This window comes from Roseicyclus amphidinii, from assembly GCF_030163755.1.
Taxonomy (GTDB): Bacteria; Pseudomonadota; Alphaproteobacteria; order Rhodobacterales; family Rhodobacteraceae; genus Roseicyclus; species Roseicyclus amphidinii.
This window is the reverse complement of record NZ_JASJOE010000024.1, coordinates 22451-44511: the sequence shown is the minus strand read 5'-3', so window position 1 is coordinate 44511 and position 22061 is coordinate 22451. Positions and strand designations below refer to the sequence as shown.

At 68.3% G+C, this 22061-nt stretch carries 22 protein-coding genes; 10 read left to right on the top strand and 12 right to left on the bottom strand.

Annotated elements, in window-relative coordinates; translation table 11 throughout:
* Window positions 1–4 precede the first annotated feature (4 nt).
* Window positions 5–511, top strand: a complete 507-nt coding sequence (gene rimM / locus QQK83_RS10015; RefSeq protein ID WP_284263834.1) for a ribosome maturation factor RimM — start codon at window positions 5–7, stop codon at window positions 509–511.
* Between the two features lie 169 nt (window positions 512–680).
* Here the strand turns inward: rimM and QQK83_RS10010 are convergent, their stop codons facing one another.
* Together QQK83_RS10010 and QQK83_RS10005 are read right to left on the bottom strand one after the other, a co-directional pair.
* Window positions 681–1442, bottom strand: a complete 762-nt coding sequence (locus tag QQK83_RS10010; protein ID WP_284263833.1) for an ABC transporter permease — start codon at window positions 1440–1442, stop codon at window positions 681–683.
* On the bottom strand, window positions 1439–2374 hold the full coding sequence (locus QQK83_RS10005) for an ABC transporter ATP-binding protein (protein WP_284263832.1): 936 nt from the start codon (window positions 2372–2374) through the stop codon (window positions 1439–1441). Before QQK83_RS10005 ends, QQK83_RS10010 begins: the two co-directional genes overlap by 4 nt.
* Window positions 2375–2540: 166 nt before the next feature.
* Between QQK83_RS10005 and trmD the strand changes: the two genes are divergently transcribed.
* The 4 genes from trmD (at window position 2541) to QQK83_RS09985 (ending at window position 5211) form a co-directional block, all read left to right on the top strand.
* Window positions 2541–3350 carry a tRNA (guanosine(37)-N1)-methyltransferase TrmD gene (gene trmD / locus QQK83_RS10000; RefSeq protein ID WP_284263831.1) on the top strand — a complete coding sequence of 270 codons (810 nt, stop codon included), beginning with the start codon at window positions 2541–2543 and terminating at the stop codon, window positions 3348–3350.
* Window positions 3351–3618: 268 nt separating this feature from the next.
* On the top strand, window positions 3619–4002 hold the full coding sequence (rplS, locus tag QQK83_RS09995) for a 50S ribosomal protein L19 (protein ID WP_284263830.1): 384 nt from the start codon (window positions 3619–3621) through the stop codon (window positions 4000–4002).
* An 11-nt stretch (window positions 4003–4013) separates the two neighbouring features.
* Window positions 4014–4235, top strand: coding sequence for a 50S ribosomal protein L31 (gene rpmE, locus QQK83_RS09990; RefSeq protein WP_284263829.1), 222 nt, complete (start codon window positions 4014–4016; stop codon window positions 4233–4235).
* A gap of 166 nt (window positions 4236–4401) precedes the next feature.
* Entirely contained in the window at window positions 4402–5211 is an 810-nt protein-coding gene (locus tag QQK83_RS09985) for a division plane positioning ATPase MipZ (protein ID WP_284263828.1), read from the top strand.
* A gap of 148 nt (window positions 5212–5359) precedes the next feature.
* Here QQK83_RS09985 and QQK83_RS09980 read toward each other — a convergent pair whose 3' ends face one another.
* The 8 genes from QQK83_RS09980 to QQK83_RS09945 all read right to left on the bottom strand — a co-directional run bounded on the left by QQK83_RS09980 (window position 5360) and on the right by QQK83_RS09945 (window position 14507).
* Window positions 5360–6373: a cytochrome d ubiquinol oxidase subunit II gene (locus QQK83_RS09980; protein WP_284263826.1), complete on the bottom strand. Its 1014-nt coding sequence runs from the start codon at window positions 6371–6373 to the stop codon at window positions 5360–5362.
* A 4-nt stretch (window positions 6374–6377) separates the two neighbouring features.
* Entirely contained in the window at window positions 6378–7814 is a 1437-nt protein-coding gene (locus QQK83_RS09975; protein WP_284263824.1) for a cytochrome ubiquinol oxidase subunit I, read from the bottom strand.
* A 12-nt stretch (window positions 7815–7826) separates the two neighbouring features.
* On the bottom strand, window positions 7827–8378 hold the full coding sequence (locus tag QQK83_RS09970) for a GbsR/MarR family transcriptional regulator (RefSeq protein WP_284263822.1): 552 nt from the start codon (window positions 8376–8378) through the stop codon (window positions 7827–7829).
* A 171-nt stretch (window positions 8379–8549) separates the two neighbouring features.
* Window positions 8550–10232 carry a 30S ribosomal protein S1 gene (gene rpsA / locus QQK83_RS09965; protein WP_284263820.1) on the bottom strand — a complete coding sequence of 561 codons (1683 nt, stop codon included), beginning with the start codon at window positions 10230–10232 and terminating at the stop codon, window positions 8550–8552.
* 317 nt (window positions 10233–10549) lie between these two features.
* The gene (locus tag QQK83_RS09960) at window positions 10550–10933 is read right to left on the bottom strand and encodes a DUF4168 domain-containing protein (protein WP_284263818.1); all 384 of its coding nucleotides are present in this window, start codon (window positions 10931–10933) and stop codon (window positions 10550–10552) included.
* A 130-nt stretch (window positions 10934–11063) separates the two neighbouring features.
* Window positions 11064–11678: a (d)CMP kinase gene (locus tag QQK83_RS09955; protein WP_284263815.1), complete on the bottom strand. Its 615-nt coding sequence runs from the start codon at window positions 11676–11678 to the stop codon at window positions 11064–11066.
* 225 nt (window positions 11679–11903) lie between these two features.
* A complete protein-coding gene (gene aroA / locus QQK83_RS09950; RefSeq protein ID WP_284263813.1) occupies window positions 11904–13259 on the bottom strand; it encodes a 3-phosphoshikimate 1-carboxyvinyltransferase in 1356 nt (451 codons plus the stop codon).
* A 96-nt stretch (window positions 13260–13355) separates the two neighbouring features.
* Complete coding sequence (locus tag QQK83_RS09945) at window positions 13356–14507, bottom strand: MFS transporter (RefSeq protein WP_284263811.1); 1152 nt, start codon at window positions 14505–14507, stop codon at window positions 13356–13358.
* A 156-nt stretch (window positions 14508–14663) separates the two neighbouring features.
* On the opposite strand from QQK83_RS09945, the gene QQK83_RS09940 reads away from it, so the two are divergent.
* From QQK83_RS09940 to QQK83_RS09925, 4 genes are all read left to right on the top strand, one after another.
* Window positions 14664–15575, top strand: coding sequence for a Hint domain-containing protein (locus QQK83_RS09940; protein ID WP_284263810.1), 912 nt, complete (start codon window positions 14664–14666; stop codon window positions 15573–15575).
* Window positions 15576–15672: 97 nt separating this feature from the next.
* On the top strand, window positions 15673–16296 hold the full coding sequence (locus QQK83_RS09935) for a 50S ribosomal protein L25/general stress protein Ctc (RefSeq protein WP_284263808.1): 624 nt from the start codon (window positions 15673–15675) through the stop codon (window positions 16294–16296).
* A gap of 182 nt (window positions 16297–16478) precedes the next feature.
* A complete protein-coding gene (gene trxC / locus QQK83_RS09930) occupies window positions 16479–16955 on the top strand; it encodes a thioredoxin TrxC (RefSeq protein ID WP_284263806.1) in 477 nt (158 codons plus the stop codon).
* Between the two features lie 70 nt (window positions 16956–17025).
* Window positions 17026–18237: a geranylgeranyl reductase family protein gene (locus QQK83_RS09925; RefSeq protein WP_284263804.1), complete on the top strand. Its 1212-nt coding sequence runs from the start codon at window positions 17026–17028 to the stop codon at window positions 18235–18237.
* 25 nt (window positions 18238–18262) lie between these two features.
* Here the strand turns inward: QQK83_RS09925 and QQK83_RS09920 are convergent, their stop codons facing one another.
* The gene (locus QQK83_RS09920) at window positions 18263–18439 is read right to left on the bottom strand and encodes a hypothetical protein (protein ID WP_284263802.1); all 177 of its coding nucleotides are present in this window, start codon (window positions 18437–18439) and stop codon (window positions 18263–18265) included.
* 141 nt (window positions 18440–18580) lie between these two features.
* On the opposite strand from QQK83_RS09920, the gene QQK83_RS09915 reads away from it, so the two are divergent.
* Window positions 18581–19153: a DUF4329 domain-containing protein gene (locus QQK83_RS09915; protein ID WP_284263800.1), complete on the top strand. Its 573-nt coding sequence runs from the start codon at window positions 18581–18583 to the stop codon at window positions 19151–19153.
* Window positions 19154–19203: 50 nt separating this feature from the next.
* Here QQK83_RS09915 and gcvP read toward each other — a convergent pair whose 3' ends face one another.
* Window positions 19204–22041 carry an aminomethyl-transferring glycine dehydrogenase gene (gene gcvP, locus QQK83_RS09910; protein WP_284263798.1) on the bottom strand — a complete coding sequence of 946 codons (2838 nt, stop codon included), beginning with the start codon at window positions 22039–22041 and terminating at the stop codon, window positions 19204–19206.
* Between the last annotated feature and the right edge of the window lie 20 nt (window positions 22042–22061).

Sequence of the window (22061 nt, the reverse complement as noted above, 5' to 3'; positions counted from 1 at the left end):
GGTCATGGCTGACCGGGTCTGCGTCGGCACCGTCGCGGGCGCCTTCGGCGTCCGTGGCGAGGTGCGCCTGAAAAGCTTCTGCGCCGAACCCACGGACATCGCGGCCTATGGCCCGCTCACGACCGAGGACGGCAGCCGCAGCTTCGAGATCACCCTCACCCGCCCGGTGAAATCCGGCTTCGCCGCCCGCCTCTCCGGCGTGCCCACGAAGGAAGCCGCCGACGCGCTGCGCGGCACGCGCCTCTACGCCCCGCGCGACGCCCTGCCCTCGCTGCCCGACGACGAATTCTACCACGCCGACCTGATCGGCCTGACCGCGCTCGACACCGGCGGCGCGACGCTCGGCAAGGTCGCCGCCGTCCTCAACCACGGCGCGGGCGACCTGCTGGAACTGCGCGGCGCGGGCCTCAAGGGCTCGGTCCTCGTCCCCTTCACCCGCGCCGCCGTCCCCACCGTGGACCTCGCCACCGGCCGCGTCATCATCGACCCGCCCGAGGGGCTTTTCGACTGACCCTGCATCTTTATCCCGGAAATATGGCGGGGGAATCCCGAAGGGATGGGGATCGCCATTGGAACGCCATTGGTCCGAGTAACAATGGCGATGCCCCCCGCGCGAAGCGCAAGAAAAGACTCACGGAGCGAAGCGACCTCTACGAATGCACCGCAGGTGCGCCTTTTGGTCAGGGGCGCAACCGCCACCCCGTGCGGAAGATCCATCCGATCGCGGCAAGGCATGCCACGAGAAAGCCGCAGATCGCCAGGATCGACCAGCCCAAGGCCACGTCCGCCGTCCCGAAAAAGGACCAGCGGAAGCCCGACACGAGGTAGACCACCGGGTTGAACAGGCTCACCGCCTGCCAGCCCGCGGGCAGCATCGAGATCGAGTAGAAGGCCCCGCCGAGAAACACCAGGGGCGTCACGGCCAGCAGCGGAACCAGCTGCAATTGCTCGAAATTCTGCGCCCAGATGCCGATGATGAAGCCGAACAGGCTGAAGGACAGGCAGGTCAGGACAAGGAAGGTCAGCATCCAGACCGGGTGCAGGATCTGCAGATCGACGAAGAAGAACGCGGTCCCCAGAATGATCAACCCGATCGCCAGCGCCTTGGTCGCCGCCGCCAGCACGTAACCCGCCGTGATCTCGAGGAAGGACGCGGGCGCCGACAGCAATTCGTAGACCGTGCCGATGAATTTCGGGAAGTAGATCCCGAAGGACGCGTTCGAGATCGACTGCGTCAGCACCGTCAGCATGATCAGCCCCGGCACGATGAAGGCGCCGTAGCTGACCCCCTCGACCTGGTCGATCCGGCTGCCGATGGCGGTGCCGAAGACGATGAAGTAAAGCGAGGTGGACAGGACCGGCGAGATCACCGATTGCGCCAGCGTGCGAAAGGTCCGCGCCATCTCGAAGCGGTAGATCGCGGCGATTGCGGTCAGGTTCATGCCTCGGCCCCTTCCTTCACCAGCCCCACGAAGATCTCTTCGAGCGAGCTTTGTTTCGTTTCCACGTCGGCCACCTGCAGCCCCGCCTCCTGCAGCGCGGTCAACAGGCGCACGATCCCGGTGCGGTCGGCCCGGGTGTCGTAGCCATAGGTCAGCCGCGCCCCCGTGCCGTCCAGCGTCAGGCCGAAGTCCTCCAGCGCGGCGGGAATGCGCGCGACGGGCTCGCGCAGCTCGATCCGCATCTCCTTGCGCCCCATCCGGCGCATCAGCGCCGCCTTCTCCTCGACCAGCAGGATGCGGCCGCCGTTGATCACGGCGATCCGGTCGGCCATCGCCTCGGCCTCCTCGATGTAATGGGTGGTCAGGATGATGGTGACGCCATCCTCCTTGAGCTGGCGCACCACCTCCCACATGTCGCGGCGCAACTCCACGTCGACGCCCGCCGAGGGCTCGTCGAGGAACAGCACCCGCGGCTCGTGACTGAGGGCCTTGGCGATCAGCACGCGGCGCTTCATCCCGCCCGAGAGCGACCGGATCGGCTGGTCGCGCTTTTCCCAGAGCGAGAGCTGGCGCAGGATCTTCTCGAGGAAGGCATCGTCGCGCGGCTTGCCGAACAGCCCGCGCGAGAAGCGGACGGTGTTGATCACCTTCTCGAAGGGTTCGAGGTTGATCTCCTGCGGGACCAGCCCGATCAGAGACCGCGCCGCGCGATAGGCGGTGACGGTGTCGTGGCCGCCCACGGTGACCTTGCCGCCCGTGGGCTGCACCAGCCCGCAGATCGCCGAGATCAGCGTCGTCTTGCCCGCCCCGTTCGGGCCGAGCAGCGCGAGAATCTCGCCCGCGTGGATGTCGAGCGACACCGCATCGAGAGCGCGGAACCCGCCCTCGTAGGTCTTTTCCAGGCGGTCGACAGTCAAGATGGGCTGGGGCACACATTCTCTCCGCTGAGGGTTCGGCGGCGCTATCGCGCCACGCGCCGACACTTAACCCCTTTGCCCGTCCCCGCAACCGGCAGCGATGCACAGCCGCCGTGACCGGATGCACCCCCGCACCGCGCTGCCCCTTGCCGAACCGCCGCGGCGTGGGTATCGCAGCGGCATGTCCGACACGCCCTCCAGATCCCATGGCCGCCTCGCGGTCTCGGCCAGCGCCACCCCGCGGGAGCTGATGACCGACCGGCCGCGCCTCAAGGGGGCGTGGTGCGCCAAGGTCGTGACGCTGTTTCCCAATGTCTTTCCCGGCGTGCTCGACGCCTCGCTGACGGGCAAGGCGTTGCAGCAGGGGTTGTGGGCGCTGGAAACCATCGACCTTCGGACCTTCGGCACCGGCAAGCACCGGCAGGTGGACGACACGCCCGCGGGCGGCGGTGCGGGGCTGGTGATGAAGCCCGACGTGCTGGGCCGGGCGCTTGGGATGGCCGCGGTCGGCACGCCCGATGATCCCGCGCGCTGGCCGCGCGTCTACCTGTCGCCGCGCGGCAAGCCCTTCACGCAGGCCGACGCGCGCCGTTTCGCGGCCGCCGACGGCATGACGCTTCTGTGCGGGCGGTTCGAGGGGGTGGACCAGCGCGTGATCGACGAATTCGCGCTGGAGGAGGTCTCGATCGGGGATTTCGTCCTGACCGGCGGCGAGATCGCGGCGCAGGCGCTGATCGACGCGACCGTGCGGCTGATCCCCGGCGTGCTGGGCAACGCGGCCTCGACCGAGGAGGAGAGTTTCTCCGACGGGCTGCTGGAGCATCCGCACTACACCCAGCCGCGCGAATGGCGCGGGCGCGAGATCCCGCCCGTGCTGTTGTCGGGCAATCACGGCGAAATCGCCAAGTGGCGCAGGGCCGAGGCCGAGCGTCTGACGGCGGAGCGGCGGCCCGACCTGTGGGCAGCACATCGCGCGAAGACCGGCGACTGAGACGCGCGGAATCGGCTTGATCCGGCTGGAAACCCGGCCTATACGCTGCTCACGCCCGCGGGAGGCAACTCCGGCGGGATTTCCGTTTGTTGCGCATTCTTCTGCGCGACGCCTGCGACGGACGACACACGACAAGACACGGTCGGACGACCTCTGACGGGCGCCCCGCGGATGCGGGCCAAGGCGGACCCGGTTGAAGATCAGAGCTCTCGGCACAAGACCACGACACCTCCGCGGGCAAACCGTGGGCAATATAGGAGCGCATCAGATGGACCTGATCGCACAGATCGAGGCGGAACAGATCGCCGCCCTCGGGAAGAGCATTCCCGACTTCAAGGCCGGCGACACGATCCGCGTCGGCTTCAAGGTCACCGAAGGCACCCGCACCCGCGTGCAGAACTACGAAGGCGTCTGCATCAGCCGCAAGAACGGCAAGGGCATCGCGGGCTCGTTCACCGTTCGCAAGATTTCCTTCGGCGAAGGCGTCGAGCGCGTCTTCCCGCTGTATTCCACGAACATCGACTCGATCGAGGTCGTGCGCCGCGGCAAGGTGCGCCGCGCCAAGCTCTACTACCTGCGCGCGCGCCGCGGCAAATCTGCCCGGATCGCCGAGGACAACACCTACAAGCCGCGCGCAAGCGCCGACGCGTAAGGAGAGGCGTGATGAAAAAGGAAATCCACCCCGACTATCACGTCATCAACGTCAAGATGACCAACGGCGACATCATCCAGATGCGCTCGACCTGGGGCTCGGAGGGCGACACGCTCGCGCTCGACATCGATCCCACGGTTCACCCGGCCTGGACCGGCGGCTCGTCGCGCCTGATGGACACCGGCGGCCGCGTGTCGAAGTTCAAGAAGAAATACGAGGGCCTCGGCTTCTGAGCCGACCCACCGTTCGACTGCATGGCGCCGTCCCCTGTCGGGGGCGGCGTCTTTCTTTGGGTGATTGTGCTTAACCTTTGCCCCCACATCACGTAATATCTGCAACAATTCGCGCCCCGGCCAAGGAGGGCGCCCATATCTTGAGGCCGCATTCGGGGGACGGGCAGTGGCGCATATCATCGTGTTGGGTAACGAGAAGGGCGGCTCGGGCAAATCCACCACCGCAATGCATGTCGCCACCGCGCTGGCGCGCATGGGGCATGTGGTGGGTGGCCTCGACCTCGACCTGCGGCAACGCAGCTTCGCACGCTACATGGAGAACCGCCGCGCCACGATCGCGGCCCGCGGCATGGATGTCGCTGCGCCCGAGCTGATGGAGCTGCCCGAGGTGGACCCCGCGACGCTGGCCGAGGGGGAGAACATCCTCGACAAGCGCCTGTCGGCGGCGGTGGCGCAGCTGGAGGGGCGCTGCGATTTCATCGTGATCGACTGCCCCGGCAGTCACACCCGCCTGAGCCAGGTGGCGCATTCGCTGGCCGACACGCTGATCACGCCGATGAACGACAGTTTCGTGGATTTCGACCTGATGGCGCGGATCGACCCGGAGACCTACGAGATCAAGGGGCCGAGCGTCTATTCCGAGATGGTCTGGCACGCGCGGCAGCTGCGGGCGCGGGCGGGGCTTGCCCCGATGGACTGGATCGCGGTGCGCAACCGCCTGCCGACGCAGCAGATGCACAACAAGCGCAAGGTCGGGCGGGCGCTGGAGCAGCTGTCGGAGCGGATCGGCTTCCGGGTGGCACCCGGCTTTTCCGAGCGGGTGATCTTCCGCGAGCTGTTTCCGACGGGGATGACGCTTCTGGACCTGCGCGACCTGGGCGTGGAGCGGCTGAACATCTCGAACCTTGCCGCACGGCAGGAGCTGCGCGACCTGATGGCGGCGCTGAACCTGCCTGGCGTCAGCGTGGAATTCTGACGGGTTTCGCCGCGCTGCGCGCGCCGACCCGGCGGCGGGCGCACGCCCGCCGGGGGCCTGTGGCCGGTGTTTGCGCGTCATCCCCGGTGTTGCGCGCGTGGCCGGCCGGGTGCCATCCGTATTTGGAGGAAGATGAAGGGCCTGTCGCTCAGTCGTAGCGCAGTTCCGTCGCCTTGCCGCGGAAGATCGTGTAGGCGAGCACCGAGTATCCGAGGATCACCGGGACGACGAAGCAGGCCCCCACAAGGATGATGAAGAGGCTTTCGGGGGCGGCGGCGGCCTCGTAGATCGTCAGCTGATCGGGCACCACATAAGGGTAAAAGCTGTAGGCCATGCCGAGATAGGCCAGCGCGAAGAGCGCGGTCGCCGCGGCGAAGGGCAGCCAGGAGCGGCGATCTTCGGGGAAGGGCATCTCGCGCAGCATCTTCCAGAGCCACAGGATCAGCAGACCCGACAGGATCGGCAGCGGCGCGAGGTAGAAGATCTCGGGCACGGTCAGCCACTTGTCGAAGATGCGGGTGGAGACGAGGGGCGTGGCGAGCGAGACTGCGCCGATGCCGAGGATCACGCCCCAAAGGCTTTCGCGGCCCCAGCGGACGGCCTTCCATTGCAGGGCGCCTTCGGTCTTGTGGATGAGCCAGGCCGAGCCGATGAAGCTGTAGCCGACGGCGAGGAACACCGCCGTCAGCGTGGCGAAGGCGTAGGTGGCAAGCGTCTGTTCCAGCCCCATGATGTAGAGGCCGAGCATGAAGCCCTGGGCCAGGGCCGTCATCAGGGAGCCGGTGAAGAACAGGCGGTTCCACAGCCGCTTGTGGTGGTCGCGCGCCTTGGCCCGGAACTCGAACGCCACGCCGCGCAGGATGAGGCCCACGAGCATCACGAAGACCGGCAGGTAGAGTGCTGTCAGGATCATGCCGTGCGCCTGCGGGAAGGCCACGAGGAGAAGGCCCACGGCGAGGACGAGCCAGGTTTCGTTGGCGTCCCAGAATGGCCCGATGGAGCCGATCATGCGGTCCTGTTCCGCAGGTTCGGCCAGCGGAAACAGGATGCCGACGCCGAGGTCGAAGCCGTCGAGCACCACGTAGATCAGGATCGACAGGCCCATGAGCGAGGCGAAGGCCCAGGGCAGCCAGTCGGCGGGGTTGGCGAAATCGGGCAGCATGGGTTCACTCCGCGGGGCTGAGGGCGACCACGCCGGCCTTGCCGGAATGATCCATGTCGATGGCGCGGCCGTCGTCACCGCGGGCGGCCTTGCGGGCGAGATAGGCGATGACGCCGATATAGGCGACGAGCAGCGCCGCGTAGATCGCCAGGTAGGTCACGAGCGTGCCCAACACCATCGGCGCGGGCACGTCGGCCACGGCCATCTCGGTGGTCATCACCCCCTGCACAAGCCAGGGCTGGCGGCCGATCTCGGTGGTATACCAGCCCGCGAGCGTGGCGACCCAGCCGGAGAAGGCCATGGGCACCAGCGCCCAGAGAATCGGCTTCGGCAGCCCCTCGACCGCGAACCAATGGCCCGCGATCCGCCCCTCGTGCAGCGCGCGGCGGCGCCACATGAACCAGACCGAGGCCCAGCTGAGCAGCAGCATGGCGACGCCGGTGCCGACCATGACGCGGAAGGACCAGAAGACGGGGGCCACCGGCGGGTGCAGGACGGTGCCGTCCTCGGCCACGAAATCGTTGAGGCCCTGCAACTCGCCATCCCACTCATGCGTGAGGATGAAGGAGGCGAGACCGGGGATTTCCACGGCCATGTGGTTGGTCCGCGCCTCTTCGTCCGGGATGCCGAAGAGGACGAGCGGCGCGCCCTCCTGCGTTTCCCACAGGCCCTCCATCGCGGCGACCTTGGCGGGTTGGTATTCCTTGGTGTTGAGCCCGTGCAAATCGCCCATGAAGATCTGCACGGGGATCAGCAGCGCACCGATCGAGACGCCGGTCTTGAGCATCGCCCGCACCTCGCGCGAACGGTCGCCCAGAAGCCAGCGGAAGGCCGAGACACCGGCGACGAGGAAGCCCACGGTCAGGAAGCTGGCCAGCATCATGTGGGCGAAGCGGTAGGGCATGGAGGGGTTGAAGATGATCGCCCACCAGTCGGTGGCGAAGGCCTCTCCGTCGATCATCTCGAAGCCCTGCGGCGTGTGCATCCAGGAGTTCAGCACGATGATCCAGAAGGCAGACATGGTGGTGCCGAAGGCCACGAGGAAGGTCGCCAGCATGTGCAGCCAGCCCGGCACGCGGGAAAAGCCGAAGAGCATGATGCCGATGAAGACGGCCTCGAGGAAGAAGGCGGTCAGCACCTCGTAGGCGAGCAAGGGCCCCGCGATATTGCCCACGGTCTCCATGAAGCCCGGCCAGTTGGTGCCGAACTGGAAGGACATGGTGATGCCCGAGACGACGCCCATGGCGAAGGAGAGGGCAAAGACCTTCACCCAGAAGCGGTAGGCGGCCATCCATTTCTCGTCGCCGGTCTGCGCGAAGCGGACGCGGAAGAAGAACAGCACCCAGCCCAAGGCGATGGTGATCGTCGGGAACAGGATGTGGAACGAGATGTTGGCCGCGAACTGGATGCGGCTCAGGAGAAGGGTGTCCAGCGTTTCCATGGCAATCGTCCCCTACTTGCGTTTCGTGAGCGACGGGATCATCCCGCCCGTCTTGTCGATCAGCCCCGCGATGCGGCTGCCCAGCGTCATCAGCTTCACCAGCCGCTCGGTTTCGAGCTTTTCCATCTCGGCGTAGAAGCCGGTCATCATCTCGATCAGCTCGCGCAGCTCGGCGATGCGGGCCTCGGCGTAGTCGTCCCCGGCGGGGCCCTGCATCTCGAGCTCGCGCAGCTTGGTCAGCGTCGGGTCGATCTCGCGCTTCTTGCGCTCGGCCACGAGGGTGCGCACGATCTCCCACAGGTCGTCTGGTGTGGTGAAATAGTCCCTGCGGTCGCCGGGGACATGCTTGAGCCGCACGAGGTTCCAGCTTTGCAGCTCCTTCAGGCCCATCGAGGTGTTCGACCGGCTGATCCCGAGCGCCTCGGTGATGGTTTCCGCGTTCAGCGGCTCGGAGGAGAGGAACAGCAGGGCATAGATCTGCCCCACGGTGCGGTTGATGCCCCACCGGCTGCCCATTTCCCCGAAATGCAGGATGAACTCCTGCCGGAGCGGCGTCGTCTTCATGCAAAATCCTGTTCGCGCAGTGATTTCAGAAATTTCTGAAACGAAGGTAATGCTTGCAGCCGCAAGAGCAAGCGCGCGCAGGTGCGACAGGTTGGCCGCGTGGGGACAGGCCGAAACGAAAAAAGGCCCCGCCGATGGGGCGGGGCCTTTCCGATGGTCCGGGTGGACGGATCAGTCGTCGTTCTTGCTCAGTGCCGCGCCGAGAATATCGCCCAGCGATGCACCCGAGTCGGACGAGCCGAACTGTTCCACGGCCTCTTTCTCTTCGGCGATCTCGCGCGCCTTGATCGACAGGCCGAGGCGGCGGGTCTTGGCATCCACGTTGGTGACGCGGACGTCGACCTTGTCGCCCTTCTGGAAGCGCTCGGGGCGCTGCTCGGCCCGGTCACGCGACAGGTCGGAGCGGCGGATGAAGGACTTCATGCCCTCGTATTCCACCTCGACGCCGCCATCCTCGATCGCCGTCACTTCGACGGTGATGATCGAGCCGCGCTTCACGCCGCCGATCGCCTCGGCGAAGGGGTCGCCTTCGACCGCCTTGATCGAGAGCGAGATACGCTCCTTGTCGGTGTCGACCTCGGTGACGACGGCCTTGACCACGTCACCCTTGCGATACTCGCCGATCACGTCTTCGCCACGACCTTCCCAGGTCAGGTCCGACAGGTGAACCATGCCGTCGATGTCGCCCGGAAGGCCGATGAACAGACCGAACTCGGTGATGTTCTTGACCTCGCCCTCGACCTGCGTGCCGACGGGGTGGGTTTCCTCGAAAACCTCCCACGGATTGCGCATGGTCTGCTTGAGGCCCAGCGACACGCGACGCTTGGCGGTGTCGATCTCGAGCACCATGACCTCGACCTCTTGCGAGGTGGAGACGATCTTGCCGGGATGGACGTTCTTCTTCGTCCAGGACATTTCCGACACGTGCACGAGGCCCTCGACCCCAGGCTCCAGCTCCACGAAGGCGCCGTAGTCGGTGATGTTGGTGACGCGGCCGGTGTGGGTCGATTCCAGCGGGTAGCGCGTTTCCACGGCATCCCACGGATCGTCCTGCAGCTGCTTCATGCCGAGGCTGATGCGGTGCGTGTCCTTGTTGACCTTGATGACCTGCACCTTGACGGTCTCGCCGATGGTGAGGACCTCTTTCGGGTCGTTAACGCGGCGCCATGCCATGTCGGTGACGTGCAGCAGGCCGTCCACACCGCCGAGGTCGACGAAGGCGCCGTATTCGGTGATGTTCTTGACCACGCCGTCCACGACGTCGCCCTCGTTCAGCTTGCCGATGACCTCGGCGCGCTGCTCGGCGCGGGACTCTTCGAGGATCGCACGACGCGACACCACGATGTTGCCGCGGCGGCGGTCCATCTTGAGGATCTGGAAGGGCTGCTTGAGACCCATCAGCGGGCCCGCGTCGCGCACGGGGCGCACATCGACCTGGGAGCCGGGCAGGAAGGCCACGGCACCGCCCAGATCGACGGTGAAGCCACCCTTGACGCGGCCGAAGATCGCGCCGTCGACGCGCTCTTCCGCGGCATAGGCCTTCTCCAGGCGATCCCAGGCGGCCTCGCGGCGTGCCATCTCGCGGCTGATGACGGCTTCGCCGCGGGCGTTCTCGACGTTGCGCAGGTAGACCTCGACCTCGTCGCCGACGGCGATCTCGGGGGCCTCACCGGGGTTTGCGAATTCCTTGAGATCGATGCGGCCTTCCATCTTGTAGCCGACATCGATGATGGCCTGGCCCGCCTCGATGGCGATGACCTTGCCCTTGACGACGCTGCCCTCGTCGGGCGTGTCGATTTCGAAGCTTTCGTTCAGGAGGGCTTCGAACTCCTCCATGGTTGCTTTGGCGCACATATGCGTATCGGTTCCTTTATCTGCCCTGCCCCTTCGCCGGGCGACGGTGCGGGCGTTCGATTTTTCCGGCCGTGCGGTTGTCTCCGCCGGTCTTGGGGTGATCGTTGGTCTGACGTTCCGGAAAGCAAAGAGGGCCGGTGACACCGACCCTGCTCGATCTCTTGGCTTCCGGCGTTGATCGCCGTGTTGACGGGGGCGCTATAGCGGCAAGCACCGCGCAAGGCAAGAGTGGGGGGGCAAGGGTGGGGGCGCGGACCCGGCAGGGGGCGCAGACGCCCCACCCTGCCCTACCCGCGCGCCCCGACCCAGGGCGCAGGTCAGCCGTCGGCGGCCGCCTGCAGGCGCTGCGTGATCCGGGCGTTGAGATCGGCGTCCTCTCCGGCCCGCTGCAGCATGGCGGCGTAAAGCTCGATATCCATGCCCTCCACCTCGTTGATCGCGGCGACGATGGCGGCATTGCCCTCTTCGACGATGGCCTGCTGCGCCGCCTCGTCGGCCGCCTGCTGCAGGCGCTCTGTATAGACCGCGCGCAGCGCATCGACATCGAGGAACGCTTCGACGAAGGCGTCCAGCTGGCCCGCCGAATAGGCCTGCTCGGCCTGCGCGGCCGCGGGCCCCGCGGACAGCATCACGGCGGGGGTGGCGGCAAGGGCCAGGACGGCGGCGGACGTGGTAGCGACTAGGGTCTTTCGGAAGGTCATGATTTCTCCTGATGGGGCCGCCGGAGCGGCGTGCCGCGCACCGGGCGATGACCCGGCCGCAACCGTCAGGCTATGGACCATGGCGCGACGACGCAAACCGGGCGGCAAGAACTTGCCGACGGCGGCGCGATCAGCCCACCCTGGCGGCCTCGACGGCGGCGACGGCGGCAGCCACCGCCTCCTCCACGCCCATGGCGCTTGTGTCGAGCGTCAGGGCATCGTCCGCCGCACGCATCGGCGCGCTGGCGCGCTCGGCATCGCGGGCATCGCGGCTTTTCACATCGGCCAGCACCGTTCCAAGATCCGTCTCGAACCCCGCGGCCAGAAGCTCCTTCAGCCGCCGCTCGGCCCGCACCTCGGCGCTGGCGGTGACGAACAGCTTCACCTCCGCCTCGGGGCAGATCACGGTTCCGATGTCCCGCCCGTCCAGCACCGCACCGCCCGCGCGCCGGGCAAAGGCGCGCTGGAAGTCGAGCAGCGCCGCGCGCACCTCGGGGATCACGGCGACCTTGCTTGCGGCCTCGGCCACCGCGGCGGTGCGCAGCGCGTCGGGATCGGCGAGGTCATCCGGCGTCAGCGCCTCCGCCGCCGCGATGGACGGCTCACCCGCCAGCATCCGCCGCCCCACGGCCCGGTACAGCAGCCCCGTGTCGAGATGCGCGAAGCCGAACCGCGCGGCCACGGCCCGCGAGATCGTGCCCTTGCCCGCCGCCGCGGGCCCGTCGATGGCGACCGTGAAGCTCATGAGGTAACCTTCAAACAGAGCGACGCCAGCCCCACAAGCCGCAATCCACCCTCCGCCGTTTCACAAATATCTCGGGGGAGTCCCGCAGGGACGGGGATCGCCATTGGAACGCCATTGGTCCGAGTGACAATGGCGATGCCCCCCGCGCCGGAGGCGCAAACAAAAGCCTCGCGGAGCGAAGCGACCTGAAAGGAATGCACCGCAGGTGCGCCTTCTGGTCAGGTGTCAGACGCTGTTCGCCCGGTCCAGCCGTGCGCCGAGACCGCGCATCAGCGGCTCGAACACCGGGAAGGACGTGGCGATAGGGCCCGCGTCATCCACCGTGATCGGCTGCGCCGAGGCCATGCCGCCGCAGAGGAAGGACATGGCGATCCGGTGGTCGAGATGGGTGGCGACCGTCACGCCCCCCTGCACACCGCCCGCGCCGCGGCCATGGACGATCCACCAGTCGGGCCCCTCCTCGACCTCCACCCCCGCGGCGCGCAGGCCCACGGCCATGGCGTCGATCCGGTCACTTTCCTTGACGCGCAGCTCCTTGACGCCGCGCATCACGGTCGCGCCCGTGGCATTGGCCGCGACAACCGAGAGGATCGGGTATTCGTCGATCATGCTGGCGGCGCGTTCGGGCGGCACCTCGATACCCAGCATGTCGGGCGAATAGCGCGCGCGCAGGTCGGCCACCGGCTCACCGCCCTCTTCGCGCAGGTTCTCGTAACTCAGGTCCGCGCCCATCTCGCGCAGCGTCTCGAAGAGACCCGCGCGCGTGGGGTTCAGCCCGATGTTCGGCACCAGCACGTCAGAGCCCTCGACGATCAGCGCCGCACAGACCGGGAAGGCGGCGGAGGACGGGTCGCGCGGCACGGCGATGGTCTGGGGCTTCAGCTCGGGCTGGCCGGTCAGGGTGATGACGCGGCCCTCGTCCGTCACCTCGGTCGTGATCTCGGCGCCGAAACCCGCGAGCATCCGCTCGGTATGGTCGCGCGTCGCCTCGGCCTCGATCACCACGGTCTGACCGGGCGCGTTCAGCCCGGCGAGCAGCACCGCGGATTTCACCTGCGCCGAGGGCACGGGCGTGGTGTAGCGCACCGGCAGCGGCTCGGCCGCGCCGGTGATCGTCATCGGCAGGCGCCCGCCCGCGCGGCCCACCGACACCGCCCCGAAGAGCGCCAGCGGGTCCGTCACCCGCGCCATCGGCCGCGAGCGCAGCGAGGCGTCGCCGGTGAAGGTCGCCACGATGGGCGTCGTGGCCATAGCCCCCATGATGAGCCGCACGCCGGTGCCCGAGTTGCCGCAGTCGATCACGTCCTCGGGTTCCCCGAAGCCGCCGACACCCACGCCATGCACATGCCACGTGCCGTCCGCGTCGCGCGTCACCTCGGCCCCGAAGGCCTGCATCGCCTTCGCGGTGTCCAGCACGTCCTGCCCTTCGAGAAGGCCGGTGATCACCGTCTCGCCCACGGCCATCGCGCCGAGGATCAGGGAGCGGTGCGAGATCGACTTGTCGCCCGGCACCTCGGCCACGCCCTTGAGCGCGGTGCCCTTGCGGGCCGTCATCGGAACGGGGTCACCATGGCCGGACATGCGCGTCTTCTCCCTGCTGATGTCCCGCGCCTGATAGACGGGTGCGGGCGGGCCGTCCACACCCTCCGGCACCCCCTGGCACCTGTGGCCGACGCGTCAGGCCGGGGCATCCGCCCGCATCCGGGGCAGCAGGACCAGCGGAATGGCGAGGATCATCATCGCGCCGATGCCGAAGGCGGCGCGGAGGCCGAAGGCTTCCGACAGGAACCCCATCAACGGCGGGCCGATGAAGAAGCCGAAATAGCCGATCATCGCGGCGCGCGACACGGCGAAGGTGCGCGCCTCGGGACGCGCGGTCTGGCCCGCCAGCGCCAGCGCCATCGGCCCGATGACCGACACCCCGAGGCCGAGGCACCCGAAGCCGAGATAGGCCACCAGCGGCACCGGCGCGGCGGCGGCGGCGACAAGCCCGGAGGCGGCCAGAAGCGCCGCCCAGCGCAGCACGGTGGTCTCGGTTCCCCGCGCGGTCACGAGATGACCGGCCAGCCGGCCGATGCCCATGGTCAGGCCCAGCATCGCGGGGCCGAGCGCGCCTTCGGCGGCCCCGCCGCCCAGCGTCCGCTCGATATGCAGGGCCGACCAGCCCTCGGTCGCGTTCTCGGCGAAAAAGCCGATCAGGCAGACAAGCCCGGCCAGCCAGACATAGGGCGTGATCCTGCCGCGGCTTTCCTGCGGCGTCTCGTCCTGACCGATGGTCAGGTCGGGGCGCGACCATGTCAGCGTGCCCGCCAGCAGGATCACGGTGCCCACGACGGCGAACCACAGGCCCGGCGCCAGTCCCGCCTCGCGCGCGGCCCCGGTCGCCGTGGCCGCCGCCGCGTAGGAGAAGGAATAGAGCGCGTGGTTGAGGTTCATCAGCGACAGCCGGTGCCGCGCCTCGAGCCGCGAGATCCGGGCGTTGCCGAGGATGTCATACATCCCCGTCGACATGCCGACCGCCACCATCCCGATCACGAAGGGCACCAGCGCCTCGATCAGGCCCAGCGGCAGCGCCACGAGCCCCAGCGCCACCCCCGACAGCGTCAGCCCCCAGCGCGGCAGCGCCGCGTCCAGCCGCGGCGAGAGCCACATCGCCAGAAGCGCCCCGGCGGCGGAGCCCAGCAGGATCACCCCCAGCGTCGCGTCCGAGATCGCCAGCCGCGCCTTGAGGTCGGGCAGCATGGCCGCGAAACTGCCCCAGAAGACGCCGACGCCCGCGAAAGCGGCGATGGGCGCGCGGCACAGGCGTATGTCGGACAACAGGCGCATGGCTCAGGCGCTAGTGCGAAACCGCCGGGGCCACAAGCCCGGACAGAACGGTGCGCGGGCGCAGGCGGTTTGGGCGCGGACGGTTAACCGGATGTTAACCGCTTGGGGCCACGGTTGGCCGCACCGGGTTTCACCGCAGTCGGAGAGTGTCGGGACATGGCCGATTACATCGCGGATCGCGCCATTTACCTGAGCGGGTTTTCGGGCCCCACCAACGGCAGTGGCGCGACGTGGGACAGCGCCTTCGATCAACAGCAGGCCTCCACCGTCCGTGACGTGTCTGGGGACGGGTTCGGGGCGCTGACGCTCGATGACTGGATGAACAACAGCTCCATCAAGTTCACCGGCTATTACGTCGAGATCGGCGGGCAGCATTACGGGATATTCCAATTCGGCAGTTTCGGCTTCATCCCCTACAACTCCGCCCTCACCGGGGGTTTGCTCGATCTTGGCGGACAGCGCGGGACCACGCTGCATACGGACGCGCTCGAGACCGCCGCCAACTGCTTTCTCACCGGCACGCGCATCGCAACCCCCGCGGGCCAGCGCCCCATCGAGGTGCTTGGCCCCGGCGACCGCGTGTTGACCGCCGATGGCGAGGCCGTCGCGGTCCTGTGGGTGTGGCGGCAGGAGATCGTCACCCTGTTCGGCCTTGGCGAGCGCCGGGCCCCGATCCGCATTGCGGCCGGTGCCCTTGGTCCCGGCTGCCCGGCGCGCGACCTCGTGCTGAGCGCCGATCACGCGGTCGTGCTGGGCGGGCATCTCGTGAACGCGGGCGCGCTGGTGAACGGTGGCACCATCGCCGTCCTGCCGCTGTCGCGGATGCCCGCGCGCTTCACCTACTGGCATGTCGAGACCGAGGCGCATGTCGCCCTGATGGCCGAGAACTGCCCGGCCGAAAGCTTCATCGACTACACACCGCGCGCGGTCTTCGACAATGTCGAGGCCTATCGGGCGCAGGGCGGCACGGATCGCCCCATCGCCGAGATGCCGCTGCCGCGCATCATAGCGCAGCGCCAGCTGCTGCCGGGGCTGCGACAGCGGCTCGGACTGATCGGCGCGGCCTGATCCGGGCTTTACAAATCCCGGATTCCGCCCTATGCGGCGCCCTTCATCGGGGCCGACACCCTTGGAGGCGGCCCCCCGTATCACATGGAGAACAGCAATGGCTGGTGAGATTCCAGATCTTATCGTCGAGCCGCGCGCGGGGACAGGCAAGGGGGCCGCCCGCCAAGCTCGTCGTGACGGCAAGGTGCCGGGTGTCGTCTACGGTGGCGGCGCGGACCCGATCGCGATCCAGATCCCCTTCAACGTCCTTCTGAAGCGCCTCAAGGCGGGCCGCTTCCTCTCGACGCTCTTCAACCTGAAGCTCGAGGGCCAGGACGACGTGCGGGTGATCTGCCGCGGCGTGCAGCGCGACGTGGTCAAGGACCTGCCGACGCATGTCGATTTCATGCGCCTGCGCCGGACCTCGAAGGTCAACCTCTTCATCCCCGTCGAGGTGATCAACGAGGACAAGGCCCCCGGCATCAAGCGCGGCGGCGTGCTGACCATGGTGCGCCCCGAGGTGGAACTGATCGTGACCGCGGGGGACATCCCAGATCACATCACCATCGACCTCGAAGGCCTGAACATCGGCGACACGATCACGATCTCGTCGGTGGCGCTGCCCGAGGGCACGAAGCCCACGATCGACCGCGACTTCGTCATCGCCAACATCACCGCGCCCTCCGGCCTCGTGTCGGCGGAAGCCGCGGCAGGCGATGACGCCGAGAACGCCGAGGGCTGAGGCCAGCCCCGAGCGGCGCATGCCCGAGAGTGGCGCGCCACCGCACGCACAGGAAAACGCCGCCCCCTCAGGGCGGCGTTTTTTCATGGGCGGGCGCGCGGGCGTCGCAGCCCCCTGCCCCTTGCGCGGCGCGGCGGGCATCCCAGATGATTGTCAGACACAACCGCAAGGCGTTTCATCCCATGCCCCCTTCCTCCTCGGCCTCCGCGTCCACCGCGACCTCAGATCACGTCACCTGCCTGTCCTGCGCCACGGTCAATCGCGTGCCCGGGGCGAAGCTGGCGGCCCATCCCAAATGCGGAACCTGCGGCGCCAAGCTGGTGGAGCCGCGCGTTCACGACCTGGACAGCGCGACCCTGCGCAAGGCCGAGACCAAGGACAGCCTGCCCCTGCTGGTGGATTTCTGGGCCCCCTGGTGCGGGCCCTGCCGCATGATGGCGCCCGAGTTCGAAAAGGCCGCGCGCGCACTCAACCCGCAGGTGCGGTTCGCCAAGATCAACACGCAGGTGCATGGCGACGTGTCGCAGCGATACGGCATCCGGGGCATTCCGCTGCTGATCCTGTTCCGGAACGGGCAGGAGGTCGCGCGCCTGACCGGGGCCCGGCCCGCGGCCGAGATCGAGGCCTTCGTGCGCCAGAACACGCGCGGTCCGGCATAGGCGGCGAACCGGCGGCAATGCGGCGGCGGCGGGCCTTTCCCTAGGGCGAAAGCCCCCTATGCTGCCCCGCATGAAAGATACCGACACACGCGACATCGTGATCCTTGGCGGCGGACCGGCGGGTGCCGCCGCGGCGGCCAGCGCGGCCGCCCGTGGCCTCGATGTGCTGCTGATCGACAAGGCGCGCTTCCCCCGCGACAAGCTGTGCGGCGGGCTCTTCACCGGTCGGGCGCTGACCGAATACCGTCACATCTTCCGCCGCGCGCCGCCCGAGGGGCTGTTCGAGGAACGCCGCGCGATCAGCTTTCACATGGGCGCGCGCCCGATGGGGCGCATGGACGACGTGCCGCCGATGTTCCTGACCATGCGCCGCGATCTCGACGCGCATCTGCTTGGCCTCGCGCAGGAGGCGGGGGCCGAGCTTTTGACGGGGCAACGGGTGGCGGCGATCGACCTCGCCGGCGAGTGTCTGACGCTGGAGGATGGCCGCACGATCCGGTTCCGCGTCCTGATCGGCGCGGATGGCGTGACCTCGGCCGTGGCGCGGGCGCTCTTCGGGCGGCCCTTCGACCCGGCGACCATCGGCTTCGCGCTGGAAAAGGAGATGCCGCCGGTTTCGGACCCCGAGACGGCGCGCACCGTGCGCGTCGATTTCGGCGCGGCCGACTGGGGCTATGGCTGGAGCTTTCCCAAGCGCCGCTCGACCACGGTCGGCGTGGGCGGCCTGCAGGCGCGCAACCCGGACATGAAGGCGCGGCTGCACGGCTACGCGGCGCTTCTGGACCAGGGCGAGGCCGCGGGCATGAAGGGGCATTTCCTGCCCTTCGGCGATTACCGGCGACGGCCGGGGCGGGGCTGCGTGCTGCTGGCGGGCGATGCGGCGGGCTTTGTCGACCCGATCACGGGCGAAGGCATCGCCCATGCGCTCGGCTCGGGGCGGCTAGCGGCCGAGGCGGCGGCCCGCGCCCTGCGCGAGGGGCGGCCCGAGGGGGCGGCGGCACTCTACCGTGCGGCAACCCGGCAGATCCGCCTGTCGCTGCGCATCGCGGCCCTGCTCAGGCCCATCGTCTTTTCCGACCGGATGGCCCCGATCTTCTCGCGGTCCTTCGCCGGTTCCCGGCGGGTGAAGGGGGCCTACATGCGGATGCTGGCCGGTGAGCTTGACTACCCCGCGCTGCTCTGGCTCGTGGCGCGCCGCCTGCCCGTGGCCGCGTGGCGGTCATGGCGCATGGAGCGCGTCGGGAGCATGGGGCGCAGCACCGGACCACGCCCCCCGGCCTGAGCGGGCGCAGGGCCCGACTCAGACCTCAGAAGCGGGCGTAGTAGATCAGCGCGATCGGGATCACCATCGAGGACCAAAGGCAGAAGAAGAACGCCGCGCGCCCCATCTTGAGCCAAAGCTGGATTTCCCGATCCTCGGCGAAATCGGTGCTGACCTCGGTGGCCGACGCGGTCATGCTGTCGATGAATTCCATGCGGGACATGGTTGGGGCTCCCTCTCTGCGCAAGCTGACGGAGAGAAAAGATAACCGCCCCATCCCCCCGGTCCAGTCAGGGCGTGTCGTTTTTCTGGAATGAGCGGAAAAATTCCATAACCTGCACCCCGTGTGCGAAGGAGTGTCACGATGCCAGAGTTCCAGACCCGCCCCCGTCCTGCCCTGTCTGCGCTGCTGCTGTCGCTCGCTGTCGCGCTGCCCGGCCTGGCTCTGCCCGGCATGGCGCGTGCGCAGAGCGCGCAGGAAACCGCCTTTGTCCTCGGGCTGATGGAATCGATGAACGCGCTGTCGGTGCGCTTCAACCGCGAGGTCTGCGGCTACATCCTGCGGCATCCGAACGGGGCCTATTCCTCGACCAAGGTCAGTTGGGGCGGCCACGCCTCCTGCGCGTCGCTGCCGCTCGAGGGGGGCGTCGATGTGGTGTCGTCCTGGCACACCCATGCGGCCTGGGGCGAAGGCTATGACGGCGAGGTCCCTTCGATCCAGGATGTCGAGGGCGACATGGGCCAGGGCATCAACGGCTGGGTTGGAACGCCGGGCGGTCGGCTGTGGCACGTGGACGGACGCACCGGCACCATGCGGCAGGTCTGCGGGCGCGACTGCCTGCCGGTGGACCCGAACTTCTTTCCCGAGGAACACGGGCCGGTCGCCGAGAGCTACACGCTCGACGCGCTTTACGCGCGTTTCGGACAGCGGCGGTAGCGGCCCCGGCGGACCCCGTCGGGGTCCACCGTTGTTGCAAGGGCCGCCCCCTACTCGGCCGCCTCCTGGTAGCTTTCCAGCGGCGGGCAGGTGCAGACGAGGTGCCGGTCGCCATAGACGTTGTCGACGCGATTGACCGGCGGCCAGTACTTGTCCACGCGGAAGGCGCCGGGCGGGAAGCAGCCCTGTTCGCGGGTATAGGGCCGGTCCCAGTCCCGGATCAGGTCCTCCATCGTGTGCGGCGCCATGCGCAGCGGGCTTTGCTCCACCGGCATCTCGCCCCGCTCGACGGCCGCGATCTCGTCACGGATCGCCAGCATCGCGTCGCAGAACCGGTCAAGCTCGGCCTTGGGCTCGCTTTCGGTCGGCTCCACCATCAGCGTGCCGGCCACCGGCCAGCTCATCGTGGGCGCGTGGAAGCCCGCATCCATCAGCCGCTTGGCGATGTCATCGACGGTCACGCCGGCCTCGGCGAAGGGCCGCGTATCGAGGATGCACTCATGCGCGACGCGCCCCCCCTTGCCCTTGAACAGAACGGGGAAAGCCCCCTCCAGCCGCTTGGCGATGTAATTGGCGTTCAGGATGGCGATCTTGGTCGCCCGCGTGATCCCCTCGCCCCCCATCAGCCGGACATAGGCATAGGAGATCGGCAGGATCGAGGCCGAGCCATAGGGCGCGCCGGACACCGGCCCCGTGGCCCCGCCCGTCTCGGGATGGCCGGGCAGGAAGGGCGCAAGATGCGCCTTGACCCCGATCGGCCCCATGCCGGGGCCGCCGCCGCCATGCGGGATGCAGAAGGTCTTGTGCAGGTTCAGGTGGCTCACGTCGGCACCGATGTCGCCGGGCCGCGAGAGGCCCACCATCGCGTTCAGGTTCGCCCCATCGAGATAGACCTGCCCGCCATGCTGGTGCGTGATCTCGCAGACCTCGCGCACGGTCTTTTCAAAGACGCCGTGGGTCGAGGGATAGGTGATCATGCAGGCCGCCAGCCGGTCGCCCGCGGCCTCGGCCTTGGCGCGGAAATCGGCCAGGTCGATGTCGCCGTTCTCGGCGGCCTTCACCACGACCACCTCCATGCCGCACATCTGGGCGGAGGCCGGGTTGGTCCCATGCGCCGACACCGGGATCAGGCAGACCCGGCGGTCATGGTCACCCTTCGCGCGATGATAGGCGGCGATGGTCAGAAGCCCCGCATACTCACCCTGCGCGCCCGAGTTCGGCTGCATCGACATCGCGTCATAGCCGGTGATCTCGCACAGCTTCGCGGACAACTCCGACAGCATCCCGGCATAGCCCTCGGCCTGGTCGGCGGGGGCGAAGGGGTGGATCGAATTGAACTCGGGCCAGGTGACCGGCATCATCTCGACCGCCGCGTTCAGCTTCATGGTGCAGGAGCCGAGCGGGATCATCGCCCGGTCGAGCGCAAGGTCGCGGTCCGAGAGGCGGCGCATGTAGCGCATCATCTCGGCCTCGGCCCGGTTCATGTGAAAGATCGGATGGGTCAGGTAGGGCGTCGCGCGCAGCAGCGCGTCGGGGATGGCGGGCACCTCGGCCACACCGGCCAGTTGCACATCAAAGGCGCGCGCGACGGCCAACAGGTGTTCTTCGGTCGTCGTCTCGTCGACCGAGATGCCGATCCGGTCCGCGCCCACGTCGCGCAGGTTGATCCCCCGCGCCACCGCGGCGGCCATGATCCGGCTTTGCCGGTCGCCGACATGCACCGTGATCGTGTCGAAGAAGCTGTCCGCCTCGGGCGCGTAGCCCCCCGCGCGCAGGCTCTCGGCCAGGCGCACGGCCTTCAGGTGAACATCCTGCGCGATGGCCTTCAGCCCCTCGGGGCCGTGGAACACGGCATAGAAGCTCGCCATGACCGCCAGCAGAGCCTGCGCGGTGCAGACATTCGACGTGGCCTTTTCGCGGCGGATATGCTGCTCGCGGGTCTGCAGCGACAGGCGGTAGGCCTTGTGCCCGTGGCTGTCGACCGAGACGCCGACGATCCGCCCCGGCATCGCGCGCTTGTGCGCGTCATGGCAGGACATGAAGGCCGCATGCGGCCCGCCATAGCCCAGCGGCACGCCGAAGCGCTGCGCGGAACCGACGGCGATGTCGGCGCCCATCGAACCGGGGTCCTTGACCAGCGTCAGCGCCAGAAGGTCCGTCGCCACGATCCCGATGGCCTTTTCCGCATGCAGCGCGGCAATCTGCGCGCTCGGATCGGACAGGCCACCATAGGTGCCGGGATACTGGAAGATCGCGCCGAAGACCGCCTTGGGGTCGAGCGCCTCGGGCGCGCCGACGATCACCTCGATCCCCAGCGGCTCGGCGCGGGTCTTCATCACCGCGATGTTCTGCGGGTGGCAATTCTCGTCGATGAAGAAGGCGCGCGCCTTGGACTTCGCCACGCGCTCGGCCATCACCATGGCTTCGGCGCAGGCCGTCGCCTCGTCCAGCAGCGAGGCATTGGCGATCTCGAGGCCCGTCAGGTCCGCGACCATGGTCTGAAAGTTCAACAGCGCCTCGAGCCGCCCCTGCGCGATCTCGGGCTGGTAGGGGGTGTAGGCCGTGTACCAGGCGGGGTTCTCCAGCACGTTGCGCTGGATCGCGGGCGGCGTATGGGTGCCGGAATAGCCCTGCCCGATCATCTGGACCATCGGCTTGTTCTTCGCCGCGATGCCTCGCATGTGGGCCATCAACTCGGCCTCGGACATCGGTGCCCAGTCCAGCGGCACCGCCTGCCGGATCGAGGCGGGCAGCGTCTGGTCCATCAGCTCATCGACGCTGGCCGCACCGACCACCGTCAGCATCTCGGCGATCTCGGCGGGCGAGGGCCCGATATGGCGGCGGTTGGCGAAATCGGTCGGGTCGTAGGCGGTCGGCGTCCAGGGCATCGGGGTCGTCCTTTGCGGGG

Coding starts and splice junctions, on each gene's coding strand:
- rimM (WP_284263834.1), top strand. CDS start 5: ATGGCTGACCGGGTCTGCGTCGGCACCGTCGCGGGCGCCTTCGGCGTC.
- QQK83_RS10010 (WP_284263833.1), bottom strand. CDS start 1,442: ATGAACCTGACCGCAATCGCCGCGATCTACCGCTTCGAGATGGCGCGG.
- trmD (WP_284263831.1), top strand. CDS start 2,541: ATGTCCGACACGCCCTCCAGATCCCATGGCCGCCTCGCGGTCTCGGCC.
- rplS (WP_284263830.1), top strand. CDS start 3,619: ATGGACCTGATCGCACAGATCGAGGCGGAACAGATCGCCGCCCTCGGG.
- rpmE (WP_284263829.1), top strand. CDS start 4,014: ATGAAAAAGGAAATCCACCCCGACTATCACGTCATCAACGTCAAGATG.
- QQK83_RS09980 (WP_284263826.1), bottom strand. CDS start 6,373: ATGCTGCCCGATTTCGCCAACCCCGCCGACTGGCTGCCCTGGGCCTTC.
- QQK83_RS09975 (WP_284263824.1), bottom strand. CDS start 7,814: ATGGAAACGCTGGACACCCTTCTCCTGAGCCGCATCCAGTTCGCGGCC.
- QQK83_RS09970 (WP_284263822.1), bottom strand. CDS start 8,378: ATGAAGACGACGCCGCTCCGGCAGGAGTTCATCCTGCATTTCGGGGAA.
- rpsA (WP_284263820.1), bottom strand. CDS start 10,232: ATGTGCGCCAAAGCAACCATGGAGGAGTTCGAAGCCCTCCTGAACGAA.
- QQK83_RS09960 (WP_284263818.1), bottom strand. CDS start 10,933: ATGACCTTCCGAAAGACCCTAGTCGCTACCACGTCCGCCGCCGTCCTG.
- QQK83_RS09955 (WP_284263815.1), bottom strand. CDS start 11,678: ATGAGCTTCACGGTCGCCATCGACGGGCCCGCGGCGGCGGGCAAGGGC.
- aroA (WP_284263813.1), bottom strand. CDS start 13,259: ATGTCCGGCCATGGTGACCCCGTTCCGATGACGGCCCGCAAGGGCACC.
- QQK83_RS09945 (WP_284263811.1), bottom strand. CDS start 14,507: ATGCGCCTGTTGTCCGACATACGCCTGTGCCGCGCGCCCATCGCCGCT.
- QQK83_RS09940 (WP_284263810.1), top strand. CDS start 14,664: ATGGCCGATTACATCGCGGATCGCGCCATTTACCTGAGCGGGTTTTCG.
- QQK83_RS09935 (WP_284263808.1), top strand. CDS start 15,673: ATGGCTGGTGAGATTCCAGATCTTATCGTCGAGCCGCGCGCGGGGACA.
- trxC (WP_284263806.1), top strand. CDS start 16,479: ATGCCCCCTTCCTCCTCGGCCTCCGCGTCCACCGCGACCTCAGATCAC.
- QQK83_RS09925 (WP_284263804.1), top strand. CDS start 17,026: ATGAAAGATACCGACACACGCGACATCGTGATCCTTGGCGGCGGACCG.
- QQK83_RS09920 (WP_284263802.1), bottom strand. CDS start 18,439: ATGTCCCGCATGGAATTCATCGACAGCATGACCGCGTCGGCCACCGAG.
- QQK83_RS09915 (WP_284263800.1), top strand. CDS start 18,581: ATGCCAGAGTTCCAGACCCGCCCCCGTCCTGCCCTGTCTGCGCTGCTG.
- gcvP (WP_284263798.1), bottom strand. CDS start 22,041: ATGCCCTGGACGCCGACCGCCTACGACCCGACCGATTTCGCCAACCGC.